We start from the raw sequence: 21,670 nt of genomic DNA, 5'->3' as shown, positions 1-21,670 counted from the left end.
TATTACTGTATTTAATAGGCTGAACTTGATGGGCGGTATAGTAAATGCAAAGAACTGTAAAGGCAAGATGAATGATAATTGTTTTTATTACTGGCATTTAAAGGTGTTTGATAAGTATCTTTTAACTATTTCAACGGGGTTGATACATAACGCAACATTTACCTTATTGTGTATGATTTACTTGATGTTATGACTGAAGATTGTTGTAAAGCGACAATTTAAAAAAAGACTTAGCTGTTATTGATATTTAAATGTTTTTTTAATGTTATTCATAAACAATGGCTTACAATTAATCTTCGAGATTTTATTTAGGTCGCGGTGTCATTTTATTTAAAGTTGCTCTAATTCACTTGGAGGTGAAACATGCTAACCAGTAGTAATGAAGATCATGCGACTAAAGTGGCCGCTGTTTTTGAAAGTGAAGAACAGGCTAACAGGGGATTCGAAACTTTAAGTCAAGATGCGCAATTTGAACAAAGCAACATAAATTTTATTGCTCCTCATGATAACAATTTTGGCGAAAAGGTAGAGCCAGAGGATAAAAATATAGGTAAAACCTTACTCAAAACCCACATAGTGTTTGGTGTTATTGGTTTAGTTGTAGGCTTAGTCATAAGCACAGCCTTTTTATTTATTGGGGTGGGGTTTATTCAAAACTTTGTTTTCGAAACTTACGCAGGTATAAGTACTGTGACTATTTTTATTGCTCTATTAGTGGCTGGTCTTATGTCAATTCGTCCAGATCATGACCCGTTGATCAACAACGTTAGAAAAGCAACTAGCACAGGAAAATGGGTGCTAATCGTTCATACGGATTCGGGTGAAAGAACTGAAAAAGCAGAAACATTACTTAAGCCCTTTGTGACATCGATATCTGCAACGTTGTAAGTATGCAGTGCGTATAAGCGGTATTAACGATAATGCCGCTTATACCAAAAATAGATACCTGAAATCGAAAACAACAGTGGCAATAATGCAAGCAGCAACCACAGTGCTTGTAGCAATGAACCTGCAAAATCACCTATATGAAATTTATACTTAAAGTTCCAGGCTTGTGTTGTAAAGTTAGCTTTTGATGCGTCATACTTTTGAAGCACTTGACCTGTGTATTGATTGACCCATACCCAGCTGTAGGCGTCACTCTCATAAGGATTTTTAATTCGTAAAGCAATTGCGTCATGTGGTTCTTTTGGTAAATAAATACGAAAAAGTACTCCTTTTGGAAACGCTGATAAACCATTTTCTAGCGCAACTGCGAATTGATCACGGTTAATATTCTTTGGTACCGTTAAAGTTGGTGCTGTTGGCCGACCTTCAACAGTGTTTTGCGTAGTGAACTCAAGTACTGCTTTTGTTTCATCTTTAAAATTAAACGCCATTCCTGTGAACGCTATTAAAATTAACACTAAAAATAAATAAACGCCCAGTACTGTGTGCAACTGATACAGCAAAATTCGTAATTTGGCTTTAGGTTTAATGACAAGCCGCCTTATGCGGTTTTTAGGTTTTATCCATAGATATACGCCAATGAGCATGTTTATGATGAAAATCAATGCACATATAGAAACCCAATTTTTAAGTGGCTTTTGACCATCACTATCTTCATAAAGTAACCAACGATGCAGAGCCATGGTGAAACCATAGGTGGTTGAATAATAATCATATTTTAGAAGGATATCAGCGTTATAAGGGTTTACGCTTACATATTGTTTGTTAGACAGTTGTATTTGCCAAGCAAATTGTGGTTGTTGCTCAGGCATAAGCATGGTGACTTTTTGCTTAGTGTGAACTTCAATCGTATTGATAAGAGCTGGGTAGGCGATTGTGGTTTTTTCGGGAGTCACTGTCCAAAAATCAGGGTTGATTAGGCGTTGAATGTCCTTAGCATAAATTAATAATGCACCCGTCACGCTCAAACATATTAAAAATAACCCACTGATCAAAGTCAGTATTAAATGAGTACGACGTAACCACAGCTTCAACTGCTCACCTATAGTTTGTTAAATAAAGATGAGCGAGTATAAATGATAGTACGATGCATTTTCAATTCTATCGAACTGGCTAATTAAATACATTTTAAAGAGCTGTGATTATCTTATTTCGATAATACAGTACTCAATAGCAAAGTTATTGTGTAAATAGGATTTTATAGCATCTAAGTCTGGGGTTTTGTCAGCGCAAATGACTAGTTCACAGTGTGTTGTATTATCATCAGATTGCCATGCCTTTAAACTAAGTACTTTGCTTAATGAAAACTCACTATTTAAATTTGATATTATGTTTTGGCGTTCGAAGTCAGCGGGGGCTGCTTGCATCAGAATTCGACAACTTTGCATAAGTAAAATTACGCCATGATAAATCACATAAGCAGTTATCAATATTGTTGCTAGCAAATCTACTATATACCATTGATAAAGTATGATGAGGGTACCGGCAACAATAACCACCACCGAAGCCATTGCATCTGAAACATTATGAATAAAAGCCGCTCGAATATTGATACTTTTTTTTGCCCCAGCAAAGTAGGTAAGCACTGCTGTTGCCAAATCAATTATTAACGCAATTGCTGCAATCCACACTACAATCCAACCATCAATCGGGGTGGGGTTAAAATAACTCTTTATGGCTTCAATAATTAAAAGCCACCGATGACGATAAGCGTTGTACTATTTAGTAATGTGGCTAAAATCTCTGCACGTTTATAGCCAAAATGGTAGTTATCATCTGCTATTTTATTCCCTATTTTTCGTGCGATTAAAGCAATGAAAATTGCCGCTGCATCACTTAAGTTATGCAATGCATCAGCAATGAGGGATAAGCTGCCCGAAAAAATTCCTCCTACAACTTGTGCAGCTGTAAGGAGTACATTAATAAAAACAGCAAAAGCTAATTGGTAGTCACTTTTATTGTTATTTTCAGCGCTGTGATCATGACTGTGTCCCATTACAGTTCCTGCTTATTACTCTAAAGTTAAGTTTATAACATGAGGTTCTAATTAAACCTAGGGGGGGAATGAGCGATTGCCTGACCATATAAGAAAAACCTGATGGCGGTAAAGAGGCTTTGTTGTTTAAATAAGATCTGTTATTGTTTAGTCGATCCGTTTACTAAGGTAATTTATTTGAAGCATTCAGTGGTGTTATTATTAGCCTTTATGTTACTCCAACCTATGTTGGATAGCTTTGACGTAGCTGATTATAACGGTGCTATTAAACAGACTTCTTCTATTTTACAGCAGCAATCTGAATTAGATAAACACTGCACTAGTAATGGCGATCATATCCTTCATCAAAGCGAGCATAAACAGCTTAGCGCAGATTTATCTGATGCGCTTGAGGACAGTCATTGTCATGTTTGTCATGTGCCCGTATATTTCAGCACTTTATGGCACTACCCCGTTTCTGCAATTGAATATGAGACAATAAAACTCTCTGATATTCGCCTCAACTCACGTTTAATCGTGCCTGACTTACGCCCTCCCATCCTTTCATTAATAAGTTAACACTGTTTAGCCTTTTGGCTATTAATTTATTAGTTTGAGAATTAATTAACGCTTTAAAAGTCTGTATTAGCTTGTCTTAACGCTAAGTCATACATTGTATATGTATTAAGCGAAGAAGACTGGTTTGTATGCTTTTAAATCAGCGATAGATTCTTAGTTTATGGGAATTGCATTATGAAGTTTTTTTACCTTAGCGCGCTTATTTTAAGTGTTTCTATTCAATCGGCGCTAAATGAGCAGCATCAACATGATGAAAGCGAACCACACGTCACCGAGCAGCAAAAGATAGGGCTTAGTTTAACCCCTACGCAAATGACTCTAGCAGATATCAAAATAGCTCCACTCACAAAACAGTTTTATCACTCTCAGATATATGCGCCGGGAGAAATTAAAGCAAACGGGTACACGAGTTATTTATTGTCACCACGGGTCGATTCAATTGTTGTCAAGCGTCACGCTACTTTAGGTCAGCATATAGAAAAAGATGCTCCTTTAATAACCCTATTTAGCGCTGATGTTGCCACTGCACAAACGAACTATCGACTAGCACAAGCACAGTGGCAACGCTTAAAAAAGATGTCATCGGGTACTGTGAGTGAAAAAGATTACTTAACCGCGCAGGCTGAGTATGAAGTCGCTTATAGCCAATTGGCAGCGTATGGTTTGATAAGTAAAGATATTGAGCAGTCAATAAATACTCCACCTAATAAACTTGGTGAATATACGTTGTACGCACAAACTTCTGGCGCAATTTTGAGTGATAATTTTGCTCAAGGCCAACGTGTTGATTCGGGGGTTGAGTTAATGTTGATTGCAGATGAAAGTAATTTGTGGGTAGAAGCGCAGTTATCAGCGAATCAAACTGTAAAAATTGCTAAAGGGGCCATCGTACAAATTAAGGTTAATTCAAAACACTATCCTGCAACGGTCTCGCAAGAGGCGCACACTATCAATCAAGTGACTCGCTCTAGAGTTGTCAGGTTAAATGTCGCTAATGAACAGCATCAACTTCACCCAGGTATGTTTAGCGATGTTTATTTTTCGTTTCCAACAACAGAGCAATTTTTAGCTGTGCCGCAGCAAGCTTTGGTAAGAACCAAAGATGGTGACTGGGCTGTATTTACCGTTAATGACAATGAAGAATTTGTAGAAAAAGAGGTCGAGCTCGGGGTTAAGTTTGTTGGCTTGCAAGAAATTAGAGGGATAGCAGAAGGAACTCGCATCGTCACACAAGGCGCTTTTTTTGTTGCATCAGAGCAAGCCAAAGGCAGCTTCGATCCGCATAACCATTAGGAGCGACGAGTATGTTTAATAAAATAGTTAATGCTGCTATCGGCAATCGATTACTGGTTTTTTTAGCGCTTTGCGTGGTTGCTGCGATAAGCGCTATTGCGATCCCTAAATTGAATTTAGATGCGTTTCCTGATGTAACCAATGTACAAGTTGCGATTAATACAGAAGCGCCAGGTTTAGCTGCCGTTGAAGTTGAGCAACTTATCACCTATCCCATTGAAGCGGTTATGTATGCGTTACCCGATGTCGACCAAGTTAGGTCGATTTCAAAAACAGGCTTATCTGGCGTAACGGTGGTGTTCAAAGAAGGGGTGGATATTTATTTTGCGCGGCAACTTGTGTTTGAACGTCTGCAAGCGGCTAAAGAGCTTATCCCAGAAGGAATTGGCTTGCCAGAAATGGGACCGAACACGTCAGGGCTTGGCCAAGTGTATCAATACTTATTGGCGGCATCTCCTGAGTCTGGGCTTGATAGTATGGCGCTGCGTAGCTTAAACGATTGGATCGTAAAACTACTCATTTTACCTGTTGATGGCGTAACAGAAGTACTGTCGTTTGGTGGTGATGTTCGTCAATATCAAGTTAACCTCAACCCAAATAAGTTACTTGCTTATCAATTAGATCAGCAGCAAGTCGTGAGCGCACTTGAAGAAAATAACACCAATGTGGGTGGCTGGTATATGAATCGCGGCCAAGAACAATTGGTGATCCGAGGTACTGGCTGGTTTAATGCGGGCAAACCGGGGTTACAAGAAATTGCGCAAACGCCGCTGAAAACCATTAGTGGCACCGTTGTTACTATTGCTGATGTGGCTGAGGTGTCATTAGGCAGCGAAATCCGCCAAGGTGCGGCAACCATGAGTGTTAAAGATGCACAAGGTAATATTACTTCTCTAGGTGAAGTGGTAACAGGCGTGGTGTTAAAGCGTATTGGCGCTAATACGAAACAAACCATTGATGGCATAACCTCGCGTATTCAATTAATTAATCAAGCATTACCTGATGGTGTGACATTTGAGCCTTTGTACGACCAAGCTGATCTGATCACCAAAGCGGTCAATACGGTTGTTGATGCGTTGTTGTTGGCATTTGTGTTTATTGTGGTGGTGTTGGCATTATTTTTAATGAATCTGAGAGCTACATTATTGGTTTTATTATCGATCCCAATTTCAATTGGCTTAGCACTGTGTGTGATGGCGTGGTTTGGGCTTTCTGCAAATTTAATGTCATTGGGCGGGATTGCTGTTGCGATCGGTATGTTAGTCGATGGCTCGGTGGTAATGGTAGAAAATATCTTTCGTCATTTAACGCAGCCAAGCACTAAATCGCATAGTAATGTTGAGCGCATAAAGCTAGCTGCTCAAGAAGTTGCCCGCCCGGTATTCTTTGCAGCGTTGATCATCTTAGTGGTATTTATGCCATTGTTTAGCTTTGAAGGCGTTGAAGCTAAGCTGTTTCAGCCTATGGCAATCAGTATAATGTTAGCAATTATTGCGGCTGTTATTGTTGCGTTGGTGATTGTGCCAGCATTAGCGGTGTACTTATTTGGCAATGGCGTCACGTTGAGACGCAGTGTGGTGCTAGCGCCTTTAGATAAAGCTTATAAGCTGTGTTTGGGCTGGGCAATGAATGTGTGTAAAACAGTGATTGGTATAGCGGGTGTGCTGGTGGTAATTGCGGGCGTGTTATTGCCACAGTTAGGCACCGAGTTTGTGCCAGAGCTTGAGGAGGGCACCATTAATTTACGAGTAACTTTGGCGCCGTCTGCCAGTTTAGATACGGCATTGGCGGTTGCACCAAAACTTGAAGCAATATTGCTTGAGTTTCCAGAAGTCGACTATGCGTTGAGTCGTGTTGGTCGCCCTGAAGTAGGTGGCGATCCAGAGCCAGTCAATAATATTGAAATATACTTAGGCTTAAAACCCGTAAGTGAGTGGCAATCTGCTGACAACCGCTCCCAACTGCAAGTGTTAATGGAAACAAAACTAGAGCAATTTCCAGGCTTATTATTTAACTTTTCACAGCCGATAGCCACGCGAGTGGATGAGTTATTGTCTGGGGTAAAAGCGCAGTTGGCGATTAAGCTGTTTGGTGCTGATTTAGCTGTGTTGGTCAGTAAAGGTCAAGCTATTGAACAAGCTGTAAAAGGTGTAGCTGGCGCAAAAGATGTGGCAATGGAGCAAATCGCCGGTGAGGCACAATTAGTGATCAAACCAAACCGCTTAGCGCTTTCTCGCTATGGGTTATCGGTGGGTGATTTAATGACCATTGTTCAACATGGTATTGGCGGCACAGCAGCAGGGCAAATTATTAATGCCAATGAGCGTTATGATATATATGTTCGCATTGGCGCTGAGTTTCGTGACAGCCCTGAAGCCATTGCAGATTTACGCTTATCATCACCGACTGGTGCATTGGTTAGAGTTGGCGATGTGGCAACGGTTAATATTGAATCTGGCCCACCACAAGTACGCCGTGACGATGTACAGCGCCGAGTGGTGATCCAAGCCAATGTTCAAGGGCGCGATATGGGCTCTGTGGTTGCAGATATACGAGCTGCGATTACTGAGCAAGTCGATTTACCAGCAGGTTATGGCATAAGTATTGGCGGCCAGTTTGAAAACCAACAACGAGCTCAACAGCGTTTATCAATCGTGGTACCTATCTCTTTAGCGTTAATCGCACTGTTGCTTTATTTTGCATTTGGCTCAATAGGCCAAGCTATGCTTATTCTAGTAAATGTGCCATTAGCTGTGATCGGTGGTGTGATTGCACTGTACGTATCAGGCCAATATTTATCAGTTCCCAGTTCAGTCGGTTTTATTACCTTGTTTGGGGTAGCGGTACTCAACGGAGTGGTTATGGTTGAGAGTATAAATAACCGTGTGAAAAGCGGTGATAGTTTAGATACCGCTGCATTTAATGGCGCATTATCGCGATTACGACCCGTACTGATGACGGCATTAACCTCAGCACTTGGTTTGATCCCTATGTTACTATCAACTGGCATTGGTACTGAAATCCAAAAGCCATTGGCAACGGTAATTGTAGGCGGTTTATTCACGGCAACATTTTTGACACTCTTTGTTTTACCTGTGTTATATCCAAAATTTAGCCGTCAGTATAAAACACAGCATCGCTAGCTTAGTCACAGGGCTAACAGGCTGAGAGTAAAATTTACAATGCATTGAACGACTTATAAAACAGGTTGTAAAGTGAGAGTGCAATTCATAACACAAGGCGCATAAACTTGCGTCCTGTGTTATTTAGTGCATTATTAGTAAGATATAGATGGAAAAGTTTTTGGTTAAAAATAACAATGCAAAAAAATCAGAGTAATTATAAAGGCCAATCTATCCGCAGTAAGTTGATAGTTACATTTATTATTATTTCATTAGTGCCTTTATGTTTGCTTTCTTGGTTTAGTTTTAACCATGTTACCCAGTCTTTAGAACAAAATGCTGAAGTAGAGCTTAAAGAGTTAAGCCATATCGGTAAGCAATTTGCTGATATATGGTTTACTGATCATGTTAAAGATATTTATTTATTAAGCGATCAACTCCAGCACAATCAGCTTCAAAAACAATTGTTTATTGATAAATTTATCGCACGATACAAGTTCGTTGATAATATTCATATATTGTTTGATCCTCAAAATACGCCTAGTCCACGAACTAAAGGGCAATTTAGTCAGTTAAATCAAGATCAACTTATCGCCATGCTGGCTAAGTTAGAACAAGGTGAAAGAAACGTATTTATTTCCAGCTCAGAGCCAGTAGCACAGCATTTTATTGGTGTAGCAATTCACGATGAACAACAAAGATTAACCTCCATTGTTTTGGTTACAGTTAATTTTCAGGGGCTGTTGACGAGTCTAGAAAGTATTCATGAAGCAAACCCCAGCTTAAACTTTTACCTTGTTAAAGACCGAGTTATTCAAGGAAAAAATCAATCTTTGAGCTTCATTGCAGGCAATGAAAGCCCTGAAATACATCAGGGAGTATTTACTTATTCTAAAAATAACAATGAATTATATTATGCCATTTTAACTGATCTTAATTTTGCTGATGCGAAAGGCTGGCAACTACTTGTTGAAAAGCCAAGTGATGTCATGTTGTTAAGTGCAAGGCAGTATAAACGAATGGCAGTAATAACAAGCAGCATAGCACTGGTGAGTATTTTAATATTGTCGCTGTGGTTTGCACGGCGATTATCACGGCCATTAGTGCAACTAGCTAAAGCCACAGAAAACATAACGAATGGAACTCAAGATCATGTGCCAATTTTAACTGATAGTGCTGAACTACATCAGTTATCTATCGATCTTGAGTTGCTAGTTAACAGTAAAGAGCAACAACAAGCGCGTCTACAACAACAAAGTGATGCCCTAAAACATGCTTTAAAACAATTAACTGAACAAAAAAATGCTTTAGATGAGCACGCCATTGTGGCTATTACTGACATCAAAGGCAGTATTACATTTGTTAATAATAAATTGTGTGAAATTAGTGGTTACAGTGAAGATGAGTTGCTGGGGCAAAATCACCGTATGCTGAATTCAGGCAGACACAATAAAAGCTTTTTTAAAGGAATGTATAAAACTTTAAAACAAGGCAAAGTGTGGCATGGGCAAATATGTAATAAAGCTAAAAATGGCGCTTATTATTGGGTCGATACCACCATTTTACCTTTTTTTGATGAACAGGGGCACGCGCAAAGTTATATTGCCGTACGCACCGATATTACCGCATTAAAGCATCAAGAAATTGAACTTGAGCAACACAAAACCCAATTGCAACTTGTACTCGACAGCACCGCTGTAGGGGTGTGGGATTGGTATATAGACACCGATAAGGTTTACTTTAACAATCGATGGGCTGAAATAATTGGTTACACGTTAGCGGAGCTCGAGCCAACCGATATTAATACTTGGCAAGACAATGCCCACCCAGATGACCTTATAGTGTCAGAGCAAAAGCTGACGGAGCACTTTTGTGGCCATACTGATTACTATGCTGCTGAGTCGAGAATGAAGCATAAAAATGGTCAGTGGATCTGGATTTTAGATACCGGCCGTGTTGTTGAATGGAATACGGATGGTACGCCAAAACGTATGATCGGTACCCATTTAGACATTACCGAGCGTAAAGAGATCGAAACCCAATTACAACAAGGGCGGGATAGGTTTGCATCGCTGGTTGAAAATATCCCGGGCATTGTCTATCGCTGCAAATATGACGAGCAATGGACCATGCTTTACATGAGTGACCAAACAAAAACGATTACAGGCTATGAACCTCATGATTTGGTTCATAACTATCACCTTGAATTTGCTCAGTTAATTCATCCAGATGATACCACTAAAGTTGAACAAGAAATTGCCAAGCAAGTAGCGTTACAGCAGCCTTGGTCTATTGAATACCGGTTAATTGCATCGGACTCAAGCACGCACTGGGTACATGAAAAGGGCCAAGCAGTGTTTGATGATGCTTCGAATGTACTCTACCTTGATGGATTCATTTTAGATATTACCGAGCAATATAATACCCAATCGCAGTTGTATCGTCAGCAAAGCCTACTTGAAACCATGAGTAAACAAGGGAAAATCGGTGCTTGGGAAGTTGATTTAGAGCGTGCAAAAATCTATTGGTCAGAAGAAGTTAAAGCAATTCATGAAGTGTCAGATGATTATCAACCTAAAATTGAACAAGCGCTTGATTTTTACAAAGAAGGAATGCACCGAGATAAAATTAGTGAGCTATTTGAAAAGGCCGTTGCAGATGGGCAAAGTTGGGAAGTCGAACTGATTATAATCACTAAAACAGGTAAAGAACGTTGGGTTAAGTCAATAGGGCAAGCTGAGTTTTCAGAGGGTAAATGTATTCGTGTTTACGGCTCTTTTCAAAATGTTGATACGTATAAACGCCTTGAATTAGAGAGTATTAAAGCAAATCAGTACAACAAAAACTTAGCTAGCCTAACGGTATCACCGCAAATACTCTCTGGTAATTTTAGTAAAGTAAAAGATTTAGTTGCGCAATCCATGTGCGAAGTACTGAATGTACAACGAGCATCAGTGTGGTTGTTTGATTCGAATAATCAAGAAATGCACTGCATGAGTTTATACAGTGCCGAAGAAGGCGTGCAGCAGCAAAGCTTTGTGTTAAAAGTTGATGAATACCCAAGTTATTTTAAAACGATTTTTGCCCAAGGCTTATTAGCCATTAACAATGTTAATACCCACCCCGCTACGGTTGAGTTTATTAAAGATTACACTTCGCCTTTAAATATTAAGTCGATGCTCGATGCCGTAATCTCTACAGGTGATGGGATTTTGGGTGTACTTTGTGCTGAGAGTGTGGGGGAATACCGAGCTTGGAGTCAGAACGAAGAAACTTATTTACGTTCACTTGCTACCCTTGTTGGCAGTGTATTAATGTCGCAAAACCAAAAAGAAACCGCTGAAGAATTAAAAGTTGCACTGGCAAAAGCGAATGATGCTGCATTGGCGAAAAGCCAATTTTTGGCAACCATGAGTCATGAAATTCGTACACCAATGAACGGTGTTTTAGGGATGTTAGAACTAATTGAGCTGGAGCCGTTAAACAAGCCAGTACAAACGAAGGTCTCGATTGCGAAAAATAGCGCTCATTCTTTGTTGTCGGTGATCAACGACATTTTAGACTTTTCTAAAGTAGAAGCAGGAAAAATCGAGCTAGAGAGCATTAACTTTAATGCGTGTGATTTATTAGGCCAAGTGGCTGAATCGCAAGCTTTGCGGGCGCAAGAAAAGAACATAGAGATTATTCTTGATGTTGTTGGTGTGGTTCCTGCTGATCTTAGAGGCGATCCAGGGCGGATCCGTCAAGTGCTGACAAACTTAATCAGTAATGCTGTTAAGTTTACCCAACAAGGCGAGGTTGTCATAACCGCCAATCTAGCACGTTTAGATGAGCAGTATCAATTAACTATTTCGGTTAAAGACTCAGGGATAGGAATTGATAGTGCCAAACAAAAAGACTTATTTAGCCCATTTTCGCAAGTCGATGCCTCAACAACTCGTGAATATGGCGGTTCAGGTCTTGGTCTCGCTATCTGTAAGCAACTTTGTGAGCTTATGGGGGGCTCAGTGAGTGTTACCAGTAAAGTCGGTAAAGGCAGTGAGTTTACCGCTAGTGTTATGTTACTACCAGGAATTGAAACTCAACAAAGTATTCCTCGTATCGATATGGAACAGCTGAGTATTCTAGTGGTTGATGACAATGAAACAAACCGGATAGTGATCAGCCAGCAATTAGAACACTGGGGAGCAAAAGTTGAGCTTGCCTGCGATGCAAATCAAGCTATTCGTTTATGCAAAAGTCGTGTTAGTGACAATTTACCGCTTTATGATATTGCAGTCCTTGATATGCAAATGCCTGACATTGATGGCATCGAATTATGTCGAATATTAAAAGCAGATGAAGCATTTAAGGCTATGCCATTAGTGATGATGACCAGTATAGCGGGCATGGAAGGGGCGCAGCGCTACAATGATGCCGGTTTTCAGGCATACTTTCCTAAACCTATCACAACGGCGGATCTTATTTCTACGATGGCAGTGATCGCAAATAACAGCGATGAAACTGATCTACCGCTTGTTACTTCAAGCTACATTTCATCGTTACGCAGTATAAAGAAGAATAATCACATCCTGCTAGTGGAAGATAACCCAATCAATCAACAAGTCGCTAAGCTAATGTTAAGTAAGCTAAACTATCAAGTCACTTTGGCAGTAAATGGGCAACAAGCATTGTCTATATTAGCAAAGGTGCCCGGCGACCATTTTGCTTTGGTATTGATGGATTGCCAAATGCCTATAATGGATGGGTTTGATGCCACTCGCGCGATTCGCGCAGGTGAAGCCGGTTATAAACATCAAGATATTACCATTATTGCGCTGACGGCTAATGCCATGGATACCGATCGCGATTACTGTTTAGCCACCGGTATGAATGATTATTTAGCCAAACCAATTCAATTAGATATATTAAAAGAGAAACTCGAGCAATTTTAAATGAATAACACACAGACAATCACAATTAGAGATGCACAACCATCAGATGCAGCAACCATTTTGCACTTTATTAACGAACTTGCCATTTATGAAAAAGAACCTGATGCAGTAAAAACTGATGAGCAAGCAATTTTAAAAACCTTGTTTAGTGAAGGGGCAACAGCACACAGCATTATTTGTTTAGACGGTGATGAAGCCATTGGCTTTGCCGTGTACTTTTATAACTACTCTACCTGGCTTGGTAAAAACGGTTTGTATTTAGAAGATTTGTACGTAAGCCCAGATAGTAGAGGTAAAGGGGCCGGTAAGCTTATAATGAAACACTTAGCTCGTCAGGCGATCAGTAAAGATTGTGGCCGTTTTGAATGGGTTGTTTTAGATTGGAATAAACCCGCTATTGATTTTTATAATAGTATTAATGCAAAACCGCAAGATGAATGGATTATCTATCGTTTGACTGGAAAAGACCTCGTCGACTTTGCTGAAAGATGAAATAACAATATAAATAAAAATCATTTGCATTAAGTTGTGTTGCTGTGTAAATTAAACGCATCAATATAATTTTGTGCAGGTGATTTAATGTCACGCCCTCAACTTAATGACAAGTTAGACTTACCTCAAGTCGATCAAGCACTGACTCCTTGGCAATCCAATATAATGGCGGGCAACTATGCCTTTGAACGCGGTGCTTTACTTGAAGCAAGAGATAAATACACCACAGCCCACACCCTTGCAGAGCATCTATTAAGCCAGTTTAGTCGAGCAAAAGTTTGCCAGTCGGTTATCGGTGCAATTGAACATTGCTGTCCGGCATTGGTGGTTGCAGCCCATAACCTAGCCGATACCTACCGTGCTATGAATCAATGTGAACAGGCTTGTAAATGGTTATGCAATGTACACCTTACTTTGAGCCACCTTATTGAGCATCCATGTAATTCGGTCCGAGCTGTGGTGGTACATCATCACCATAAAACCTATTTAGAACTTGTCCAATTTGCTCAGATGCACAGCAATCACCCACATTTGATTGAACAAATAAATTACACATTAAGTTATTCATCTGATCAAACAGCAACCGTGCATTGATCAATTAACCACAGGCCTTAAAGGAGTAATCATGGCATATACACTGCCCCCATTACCTTATGAATACGATGCATTGGAGCCTCATATTGATGCTAAAACTATGGAAATACATCATACATTGCATCACCAAACCTATATAAATAAAGCTAATGCTGCGCTTGAAGGGACTCATTACGCGGAGCAAGACACAGAAACGTTATTACGAAAAATACACACACTACCAGAGTCATTACAAAAAGCGGTGCAAGAGCATGTTGGTGGTCATAACAACCATTCATTATTTTGGACTATTATGAGCCCTGATGGGGGAGGCGAACCGCAAGGCGAATTGGCTCGGGCAATTGATAGTGCGTTTACTGATTTTAATAGTTTTAAAGCGCAATTTACCAATGCAGCTGTAAGCCGCTTTGGCAGTGGTTGGGCGTGGTTATGTGTTAATGCAAACAAAGAACTAGTGGTTCAGAGCAGCTTGAATCAAGACAGCCCTTTAATGGAAGGCAATACGCCCATATTAGCACTAGATGTGTGGGAACATGCATATTATTTGAAATATCAAAATCGTCGGCCTGAATACATTGCAGCGTTTTATAATGTTATTAATTGGGACGAAGTGCAGCGTCGCTTCCTTGCTGCAATTTAAGGGTTGAGTGCCGAAAACGGCTAGTAAACTAAGTTTTTTCGCGTAAGCTAGTTGTTAGTCGCAGTTAGTTTGAGCTTTAATTTATGGATACCAGCCATTGGCAACGTGCCCGTCAAAGTCGTGATCATCGTTTTGATGGGCTGTTTTTTATTGCAGTGAAAAGCACTGGCATTTATTGTCGGCCTATATGTCCCGCCCCAACCGCAAAAGAACATAACGTAGAGTATTTTCAGTATGCTCACAGTGCGGCACTCGCTGGTTTTAGGCCTTGTATTCGTTGTAGACCCGACAGTGCGCCAGGCAGTAGCGCGTGGCAAGGCGTAAAAACCACGGCACTGCGTGCGAAACAGCTTATTGACAGTAACTTTAGCGAGCCGCAAAGTTGCGAACAATTAGCAGAGCGATTAGGTGTAACCAGCCGATACCTTCGGCGTTTATTTAGTCAACACTTTGGTATTTCAATAACGCAATATCGTATATTTAATCAATGCCATTTTGCCAAAAGGTTGTTACAAGAAACCAGTTTACCTATTGCTGATATTGCTTTTGCATCGGGGTTTAATAGTATTCGACGTTTTAACGATGCGTTTTTGCAGCAATTACATATTTGCCCGAGTAAAATGCGCACCAAGTCTAAGCCTAATACCAGCAAAATAACGCTAAAGTTGCCTTTTAGGCCGCCTTATAATTGGTTAGCATTACAGCAATTTTTAGCAAAAAGGTTGATTGCACCGATTGAGTGGTTATCCGACATTAGCTATGGCCGTAGTTTTAAGACTGAGCAATACCATGGTCAGTTTACGGCCACATTTGTAAAAGATAAGCATTATTTTTCAGTGGAAATAGACATAAGTGATCCCCGCTTTTTGCATCCTATATTGACCAATATACGCCGTGTACTTGATTTAGATGCAGATACTGCTTTGATAGAACAACATTTGAAAACCCATGTTCACGGCGCTTTTAAGTTGACGGAGGGCTTACGCTTACCGGGTATTTGGTCTGCTTTTGAAGCAGGAATGCGGGCAGTGTTAGGGCAGCAAGTTAGCGTGACTGCTGCCCATAACTTAGTCTCGCAATTAGTTAGTGAGTTAGGTGAAAAAGACCAAGCGTGTACTTATTTCCCTACACCCTCAGCGGTAGCTACCAGTGAATTGAGCTTTTTTAAAATGCCGCAGGCGCGTAAAAATGCATTGATTAACTTAGCTAGCTTTTGCCAGCAACATCCGCATTGTACGGACTTAGATCAATGGCTGGCATTAAAAGGTATCGGCCCGTGGACGGTTAATTACGCTAAGTTACGGGGGCAAAGTCAGCCAGACATTTTACTTGATGGTGATTTAGGTGTTAAAAAAGCGCAAGCAAATGCCTCAGCTTTTGAGAGCGGGGCATGTTCACCATTTCGTAGTTATTTAACTTTTCAACTATGGCAACAACTTATATGAATACAACACCACACACTATTCAAACGCAGATAATGAGCCCGCTTGATAATGTCATTATTCAAGCAACCACCAAAGGTGTGAGTTATGTTGGTTTTTATCCACCCACTCAATACCCTGAAACAAGTATTGAGCAAGTTACTAACCTTCATATTATTGAATGTGCCAAGCAACTCGAGCAATATTTTAATAAACAACGACAGAGTTTTTCATTAAGTTTGGATACCCAAGGCACCGAGTTTCAACAAGCTGTTTGGCAAGCGTTAATAGCAGTGCCTTATGGGAAAACGCAAAGCTATAGTGATATCGCAATTGCATTAAATAACCCTAAAGCTGTCAGAGCCGTTGGCGCTGCAAATGGCAAAAATCCAATCAGTATTATCGTTCCGTGTCATCGTATTATCGGCGCCAGTGGAAAATTAACCGGTTATGCTGGTGGGCTAGAGCGTAAACAGTGGCTATTAAAACACGAAGGCATATTGCTTAATTAACGAGACTTCAAAAAGCCAATTAACAACAGGTTTTGTTTAAGGTGACATATAAAAGGTGATGAAAGAGCGAATATGCGCTAGCATACTCGCTCTTTTTTTGGATTTCAGTTCAAGGTAATTAAATGGCTCAGCTGTATTTTTATTACTCTGCAATGAATGCAGGTAAATCAACCACATTACTTCAATCGGCATTTAATTATCGTGAAAGAGGCATGGAGCCTGTGATATTAACAGCAGCTATTGATGATAGGGCTGGAGTGGGTAAAGTGTCGTCACGTATAGGGCTGCAAGCTGACGCGCATATTTTTGATGCAGATAAAGATGTATTTGAATTGATAAAAAGCCTCAATACTGAGCTAAAACGCCATTGTGTTTTAGTCGATGAGAGTCAGTTTTTATCAAAAGAGCAGGTTTTACAATTAACGGATGTGGTTGATGAGCTGGGTATTCCTGTGTTGTGCTATGGGTTGCGTAATGACTTTAGGGGGGAGCTTTTTATTGGCTCACAATATTTATTGGCCTGGGCTGATAAATTAATCGAACTTAAAACCGTGTGTCATTGTGGCCGAAAAGCAAACCATGTGCTGCGTACAGATGAAAATGGTCAAGCGATTGCTGATGGTAATCAAGTTGAAATCGGCGGCAATGACCGATATGTTTCGGTTTGCCGCAAACATTACAAAGCGGCGTTAAATCTCAGCCGTTAATGCCTGTATAAATGTATCGATGGATTCTTTAGTGATACCCAAGTGTGTCACTAAACGAAGCGGTGCACCGGGCGAAAACAATATACTTTGAGTTGCTAAGCGTTGACTGATAGCCGTTAGGTCAATCTCATTATCGACATGAGCATAAACGATATTTGTTTCAACTGTGCTAAGTGCGACATTAAAACCGCTCAGAGTATTGAGTTGCGTAGCTAAATACTGAGCATTGTCATGATCATCGGCTAAGCGCTTTGTGTTGTGTTCAAGCGCATACTGTCCAGCCGCTGCGAGCATACCTGCTTGGCGCATACCACCACCAAGTACTTTACGCCAACGGCGTGCTTTAGCAATAAGTGATTCGCTGCCAAGCAGCACCGAGCCCACAGGCGCGCCAAGCCCTTTAGACAAACACACAGATACTGAATCGAAGTGGTTCGTTATGCATGTAATATCGACGCCCAGTTTAGCCGCTGCATTATACACTCTTGCGCCGTCTAGATGCAGCGCAAGGTTATGCTCGTCTACAAACTCACGCGCCTCGTTAAGGTATTCAAGAGAGAGAACTTGGCCACCAATGGTATTCTCAAGGCTGACTAATTTGGTTTTAGCAAAGTGAAAATCATCAGCCTTAATCGCCGCTTTTACTTTGTTTAAGCACAGGCTGCCATCGGCTTCGTTTTCGATAGGTTGAGGTTGAATTGAGCCAAGAACAGCAGCGCCACCGCCTTCGAACTTATAGTTATGGGCACGTTGGCCGCATATATATTCATCCCCACGTTCACAATGTGCCATTAAGGCTAATAAGTTGGCCTGAGTGCCTGAACTACAAAATAATGCATTGGCAAATCCGTGTTTTTGCGCGGCGTAATTTTCAAGTGCGTTGACACTGGGATCATCGCCATAAACATCATCACCTAGTGGGGCATTGTTCATAGTTTGGCGCATTGCATCACAAGGTTGGGTTACCGTGTCTGAACGAAAGTCGATCATTGTTAAGTTCCTTATCGTTGCTTTAGCTTAATGTTTGGCATATTTCTTCGCGTGTTGATTTATCAAAGTAAGACCACGCTAAAAAACGGCTTACTTTTTGCCCCTGAGCCATGTCGATTACTTTAACATCGGCCACTGGATGCTGGCTTAATATTTTCTGTAAAGCTGTTAGGGATTCTTTCTTTGATACCAAAGAGGTAAACCACAAACATTGCTCTGAAAAATCAGCACTTTCGTTGATCATCGTTGATATAAATTGTACTTCGCCGCCTTCACACCAAAGTTCATTATTTTGGCCACCAAAATTGAGCGTTGATTTAGGGGCTTTGCCAAGGTTACGCCATTTGCGTTCGCTGCCCTGTGATGCTGCTTGCTCATTTGCATGAAAAGGCGGGTTGCACAGTGTTAAATGAAATAAATCTTTAGCGTTAATGACATCATGAAAAATGTGTTTAGGATTATTTTGTAATTTAATACTTATTTTGCGGTTATTAAATTGCGCTAGCTGCTTTGCTAGTTTAACTGAAACGGGGTCAATGTCTGTGCCTGTAAATGCCCAATTATACTCAGCACTGCCTGTAAGCGGGTAAACTAAACTGGCGCCAGTACCAATATCTAAAACTTTTACTTGTTTTCCTGTAGGGATCACGCCGTTATTATCATCTGCAATTAAATCAGCGAGGTAGTGTATATAATCGACACGACCAGGTATTGGTGGGCACAGGTTATGCGCCGGTAGGTCCCAGAAATTAACATTATAATAGCTTTTTAATAGAGCTTGATTGAGCGTTTTAACTGCTTTGTTGTCACTAAAGTCGATACTATTTTGACCTGAAGGTGTTTCAACTAAGTAAGGGGATAGTGCAGGCTCATTGTGTGTTAAAAGCGCAAAGTCATATCCTTGGTTATGGCGATTACGAGGATGAAGTTTTGTTTTTTTAGGCGCAGATTTCATGGGTACTATTTGCAGAGAGAACAAGCATGTAGTTTATCATTTTGATTGCAAAAGTGCTGTAAAATTAGCGGTGTTATATTTTTTAAATACTGGTAGGATGAGTTGTATGAAAAGGATAAAATAATAACACGGTATGTGACTATGTCTGTAACCCAAGAATCTGTATTTATTAAGCTCAACGAACAGCAAACATTGCATTTAAGGCGCATTTATAATGCAGCTAAATCAGGTCCGGCTGTATTGTTTGTTCACGGCGCTGTTGAAAACGGCAAAATATTTTACACTCACAGTAATAAAGGCTTAGCGCCTTATTTAGCTGAGCAAGGATATGTCTGCTACGTCGGCGACTTACGAGGAAGGGGAGAGAGCCGCCCAGCTATTTCATCTCAGGCTCAATATGGGCAAACAGAGGCAATAACCGAAGATATTCCCGCATTTGTCGCTAAAATTAAAGAGTTAGAAGGGGAAGCACCGGCTTATTGGGTTGCTCATTCGTGGGGAGGCGTATTGATGAATAGTGTTTTCGCGCGTTACCCAAATTATATAAATGATGTAAAAGCGTGTGCATATTTTGGTACTAAACGTTCTTTATATAATCATCACCCCAAAAAATATTTCCAAGGTAATGTTATTTGGTACTTTTTAGCACCTATTTTAGCTAAGAAATACGGCTACTTGCCCGCAAAAAAATTAAAGTGGGGCAGTGACGATGAAACGCAAAAATCGCATTATCAAAGTATGCAATGGGCCAAAAGACGACCCTGGGTAGATTCTGATGATGGCTTTGACTATGCAAAAGTGGTTAGTAATATGCACTTACCGCCTACTTTGCATATTGCGGGTGTAAAAGATAAAGCGCTGGCTCAGCCAATTGATATCCAAAAGTTTATGGATGAGTCAGGCAAAGGCAAACAATCACTGCAAATTTATGGGCGCAAGCATGGTCATCAACATGATTATGATCACATTAATATGCTAACTCACCCAAGTGCAAAACAAGATCAGTTTACTGATTTGCTCAATTGGTTTGCGGCTCATTAAGTAAGGTCTGCAACGTTTTCTCAAAGCGTTTGTACTGTGCCGTTGCTTTGGTATTAATGGGCTCACGTACAGCACTTTTACTGAGTGTTGTAACGGGTTTTTTGGACTTATAAAAGTTTAGGCAGGTGGGTTCAAACTCACAGCCCAAAAAGTCAAACACGGTTTTGAGCTGTGCTTCAGGCTCATTCACAAGCTCTTCGTATTGTACTGTAAGTATGGAATGTGAAAAAGAGCGATGCCAATGTTCCATCAGCGATTGATACAAACCATAGTATGTTTTGAACTCTGGTAATGAACAAAAGTAAGGCTCATTTTCTGCAAAATAATTGCTATATACCGACCACGCCGTTGCGTCAAAGTTACGTTGCATATCAATAAATATTGCATTTGGGTAAAGCAGTTTTATTAACCCCATTGATTGATAATTTGCGGGTAATTTATTAATCATAAATTGGCGAATAGGTTTAGCCTGCTTTAACCTTTGTGTATAAATATCGCGAGCTTGTTCTATTATTGTAGGCGTCAATGCCATTACACAGGCTGGGTATGAAAGTTGTGTTTTATGCTCAATAAATGGCACAACATCTCTGCTGATTGTTATATCCTCACCAATGCTGGCACACTCACTGTGACTGGCAATAATCTGCTCTAATAATGTTGAACCGCTGCGTGGCATGCCAACAATAAACACAGGAGTCACGGAGCCGGTAAAGTTTTTATCTATATCAGTAAAAATTGAAGGGGGATGATTTTCAATCAATGCCTCATAAAAGCCACTCAACTGCTGCGTTTTAAAATCAGTTAATTGAAACTGTTGCTTATTAGCGAGGGTATAATAATTTGCAGCTTGGTCGATATCATCAAGCTTGTCATAACTTTTAGCGAGTGCGTAATAACACACCATTTTCAGCCGTAGGTTATTTGTTTGCGTTAGCAAATGATGCAAATTACTGATGTAATTGTGTTGTTTATCAAAGCGACCTAATTGCACAAGTTCATATAGAATGTAGGCTGTGACAGGGTAAAGTCCGATACTCAGTGCTTGGGCAAATGTAGTGTGGGCTTTATCTAATTCACCATGGGTTAGGTAATGCTGTGCAAGGTAGTAGTGTGGATCAGGGTTGTGGCTTGCCAAAGATTTTGCATACTCTAATACTGTTAATGCATCATCAGGAGAGTTCACACCGTTGAATGCATCTGCTAGTGCATGCAGTGGCTCGAGCATATTTGGCAAGCGTTCACACGCTCTTTGCAAAAGATAAACGGCTGCATCAAAACGCTCTAAACGAAGTGCTATTCGGCCTAAACCAAATAAGGCGCTGCCGTTTTGAGGATCGGTTTTTAGTATTGTTTTATAATGAAATTCAGCGTCTTTTAATTTGTTTTGTGCTAAAAGTTCATTGGCTTTTTTAAGTAGCATGCGATTACGTATTTGTTTTTTAGTCACTATAAAACGAAAAAGGCGAA

The 21,670-nt window shown here is 40.3% G+C and carries 16 protein-coding genes and 1 pseudogene; 12 read left to right on the top strand and 5 right to left on the bottom strand.

Features of this window, described 5'->3' with window-relative positions; genetic code table 11:
* The first annotated feature begins 363 nt into the window (after nucleotides 1-363).
* On the top strand, nucleotides 364-888 hold the full coding sequence (locus ACFI4Z_RS12775) for a hypothetical protein (RefSeq protein WP_462670918.1): 525 nt from the start codon (nucleotides 364-366) through the stop codon (nucleotides 886-888).
* 23 nt (nucleotides 889-911) lie between these two features.
* On the opposite strand, the gene ACFI4Z_RS12770 is transcribed toward ACFI4Z_RS12775, so the two are convergent.
* Both ACFI4Z_RS12770 and ACFI4Z_RS12765 read right to left on the bottom strand, forming a co-directional pair.
* Entirely contained in the window at nucleotides 912-1,982 is a 1,071-nt protein-coding gene (locus ACFI4Z_RS12770) for a PepSY-associated TM helix domain-containing protein (RefSeq protein WP_462670917.1), read from the bottom strand.
* A 108-nt stretch (nucleotides 1,983-2,090) separates the two neighbouring features.
* Nucleotides 2,091-2,944 (bottom strand): annotated as a pseudogene (locus ACFI4Z_RS12765) (cation diffusion facilitator family transporter).
* Between the two features lie 177 nt (nucleotides 2,945-3,121).
* Between ACFI4Z_RS12765 and ACFI4Z_RS12760 the strand changes: the two are divergent.
* From ACFI4Z_RS12760 to ACFI4Z_RS12715, 10 genes are all read left to right on the top strand, one after another.
* Nucleotides 3,122-3,502, top strand: a complete 381-nt coding sequence (locus ACFI4Z_RS12760) for a hypothetical protein (RefSeq protein WP_462670916.1) — start codon at nucleotides 3,122-3,124, stop codon at nucleotides 3,500-3,502.
* Nucleotides 3,503-3,676: 174 nt separating this feature from the next.
* On the top strand, nucleotides 3,677-4,795 hold the full coding sequence (locus tag ACFI4Z_RS12755) for an efflux RND transporter periplasmic adaptor subunit (RefSeq protein WP_462670915.1): 1,119 nt from the start codon (nucleotides 3,677-3,679) through the stop codon (nucleotides 4,793-4,795).
* A gap of 11 nt (nucleotides 4,796-4,806) precedes the next feature.
* On the top strand, nucleotides 4,807-7,938 hold the full coding sequence (locus tag ACFI4Z_RS12750) for an efflux RND transporter permease subunit (protein ID WP_462670914.1): 3,132 nt from the start codon (nucleotides 4,807-4,809) through the stop codon (nucleotides 7,936-7,938).
* Nucleotides 7,939-8,114: 176 nt separating this feature from the next.
* Nucleotides 8,115-12,851 (top strand): PAS domain-containing protein, encoded by a 4,737-nt coding sequence (locus ACFI4Z_RS12745; RefSeq protein ID WP_462670913.1) that lies wholly within the window; start codon nucleotides 8,115-8,117, stop codon nucleotides 12,849-12,851.
* A complete protein-coding gene (locus tag ACFI4Z_RS12740; RefSeq protein WP_462670912.1) occupies nucleotides 12,852-13,343 on the top strand; it encodes an N-acetyltransferase family protein in 492 nt (163 codons plus the stop codon).
* 87 nt (nucleotides 13,344-13,430) lie between these two features.
* Nucleotides 13,431-13,937: a hypothetical protein gene (locus ACFI4Z_RS12735; RefSeq protein WP_462670911.1), complete on the top strand. Its 507-nt coding sequence runs from the start codon at nucleotides 13,431-13,433 to the stop codon at nucleotides 13,935-13,937.
* A gap of 31 nt (nucleotides 13,938-13,968) precedes the next feature.
* On the top strand, nucleotides 13,969-14,577 hold the full coding sequence (locus ACFI4Z_RS12730) for a superoxide dismutase (protein ID WP_462670910.1): 609 nt from the start codon (nucleotides 13,969-13,971) through the stop codon (nucleotides 14,575-14,577).
* A gap of 83 nt (nucleotides 14,578-14,660) precedes the next feature.
* Entirely contained in the window at nucleotides 14,661-16,022 is a 1,362-nt protein-coding gene (locus tag ACFI4Z_RS12725; protein WP_462670909.1) for a DNA-3-methyladenine glycosylase 2 family protein, read from the top strand.
* Complete coding sequence (locus ACFI4Z_RS12720; protein WP_462670908.1) at nucleotides 16,019-16,510, top strand: methylated-DNA--[protein]-cysteine S-methyltransferase; 492 nt, start codon at nucleotides 16,019-16,021, stop codon at nucleotides 16,508-16,510. The genes ACFI4Z_RS12725 and ACFI4Z_RS12720 overlap by 4 nt, the downstream gene beginning before the upstream one ends.
* A 122-nt stretch (nucleotides 16,511-16,632) precedes the next feature.
* Nucleotides 16,633-17,217 (top strand): thymidine kinase, encoded by a 585-nt coding sequence (locus tag ACFI4Z_RS12715; protein ID WP_099296984.1) that lies wholly within the window; start codon nucleotides 16,633-16,635, stop codon nucleotides 17,215-17,217.
* Here the strand turns inward: ACFI4Z_RS12715 and ltaE are convergent.
* Nucleotides 17,200-18,207, bottom strand: a complete 1,008-nt coding sequence (ltaE, locus tag ACFI4Z_RS12710; RefSeq protein ID WP_462670907.1) for a low-specificity L-threonine aldolase — start codon at nucleotides 18,205-18,207, stop codon at nucleotides 17,200-17,202. The genes ACFI4Z_RS12715 and ltaE overlap by 18 nt on opposite strands.
* 22 nt (nucleotides 18,208-18,229) lie before the next feature.
* A complete protein-coding gene (gene rlmF / locus ACFI4Z_RS12705) occupies nucleotides 18,230-19,162 on the bottom strand; it encodes a 23S rRNA (adenine(1618)-N(6))-methyltransferase RlmF (protein ID WP_462670906.1) in 933 nt (310 codons plus the stop codon).
* 141 nt (nucleotides 19,163-19,303) lie between these two features.
* Here rlmF and ACFI4Z_RS12700 point away from each other — a divergent pair, with 141 nt between their 5' ends.
* Nucleotides 19,304-20,203 carry an alpha/beta fold hydrolase gene (locus tag ACFI4Z_RS12700; protein WP_462670905.1) on the top strand — a complete coding sequence of 300 codons (900 nt, stop codon included), beginning with the start codon at nucleotides 19,304-19,306 and terminating at the stop codon, nucleotides 20,201-20,203.
* Here the strand turns inward: ACFI4Z_RS12700 and ACFI4Z_RS12695 are convergent.
* Nucleotides 20,181-21,623 (bottom strand): tetratricopeptide repeat-containing sulfotransferase family protein, encoded by a 1,443-nt coding sequence (locus tag ACFI4Z_RS12695; RefSeq protein ID WP_462670985.1) that lies wholly within the window; start codon nucleotides 21,621-21,623, stop codon nucleotides 20,181-20,183. The genes ACFI4Z_RS12700 and ACFI4Z_RS12695 overlap by 23 nt on opposite strands.
* Nucleotides 21,624-21,670 lie beyond the last annotated feature (47 nt).

This window comes from Pseudoalteromonas sp. RWi3 (assembly GCF_054960735.1).
Note: the sequence above shows the minus strand (reverse complement) of the source record. Positions and strands in the feature narration are given on the sequence as shown.

Coding starts and splice junctions, on each gene's coding strand:
- rlmF (WP_462670906.1), bottom strand. CDS start 19,162: ATGAAATCTGCGCCTAAAAAAACAAAACTTCATCCTCGTAATCGCCAT.
- ACFI4Z_RS12700 (WP_462670905.1), top strand. CDS start 19,304: ATGTCTGTAACCCAAGAATCTGTATTTATTAAGCTCAACGAACAGCAA.
- ACFI4Z_RS12750 (WP_462670914.1), top strand. CDS start 4,807: ATGTTTAATAAAATAGTTAATGCTGCTATCGGCAATCGATTACTGGTT.
- ACFI4Z_RS12720 (WP_462670908.1), top strand. CDS start 16,019: ATGAATACAACACCACACACTATTCAAACGCAGATAATGAGCCCGCTT.
- ACFI4Z_RS12735 (WP_462670911.1), top strand. CDS start 13,431: ATGTCACGCCCTCAACTTAATGACAAGTTAGACTTACCTCAAGTCGAT.
- ACFI4Z_RS12730 (WP_462670910.1), top strand. CDS start 13,969: ATGGCATATACACTGCCCCCATTACCTTATGAATACGATGCATTGGAG.
- ACFI4Z_RS12740 (WP_462670912.1), top strand. CDS start 12,852: ATGAATAACACACAGACAATCACAATTAGAGATGCACAACCATCAGAT.
- ACFI4Z_RS12715 (WP_099296984.1), top strand. CDS start 16,633: ATGGCTCAGCTGTATTTTTATTACTCTGCAATGAATGCAGGTAAATCA.
- ACFI4Z_RS12755 (WP_462670915.1), top strand. CDS start 3,677: ATGAAGTTTTTTTACCTTAGCGCGCTTATTTTAAGTGTTTCTATTCAA.
- ltaE (WP_462670907.1), bottom strand. CDS start 18,207: ATGATCGACTTTCGTTCAGACACGGTAACCCAACCTTGTGATGCAATG.
- ACFI4Z_RS12745 (WP_462670913.1), top strand. CDS start 8,115: ATGCAAAAAAATCAGAGTAATTATAAAGGCCAATCTATCCGCAGTAAG.
- ACFI4Z_RS12725 (WP_462670909.1), top strand. CDS start 14,661: ATGGATACCAGCCATTGGCAACGTGCCCGTCAAAGTCGTGATCATCGT.
- ACFI4Z_RS12775 (WP_462670918.1), top strand. CDS start 364: ATGCTAACCAGTAGTAATGAAGATCATGCGACTAAAGTGGCCGCTGTT.
- ACFI4Z_RS12695 (WP_462670985.1), bottom strand. CDS start 21,623: ATGCTACTTAAAAAAGCCAATGAACTTTTAGCACAAAACAAATTAAAA.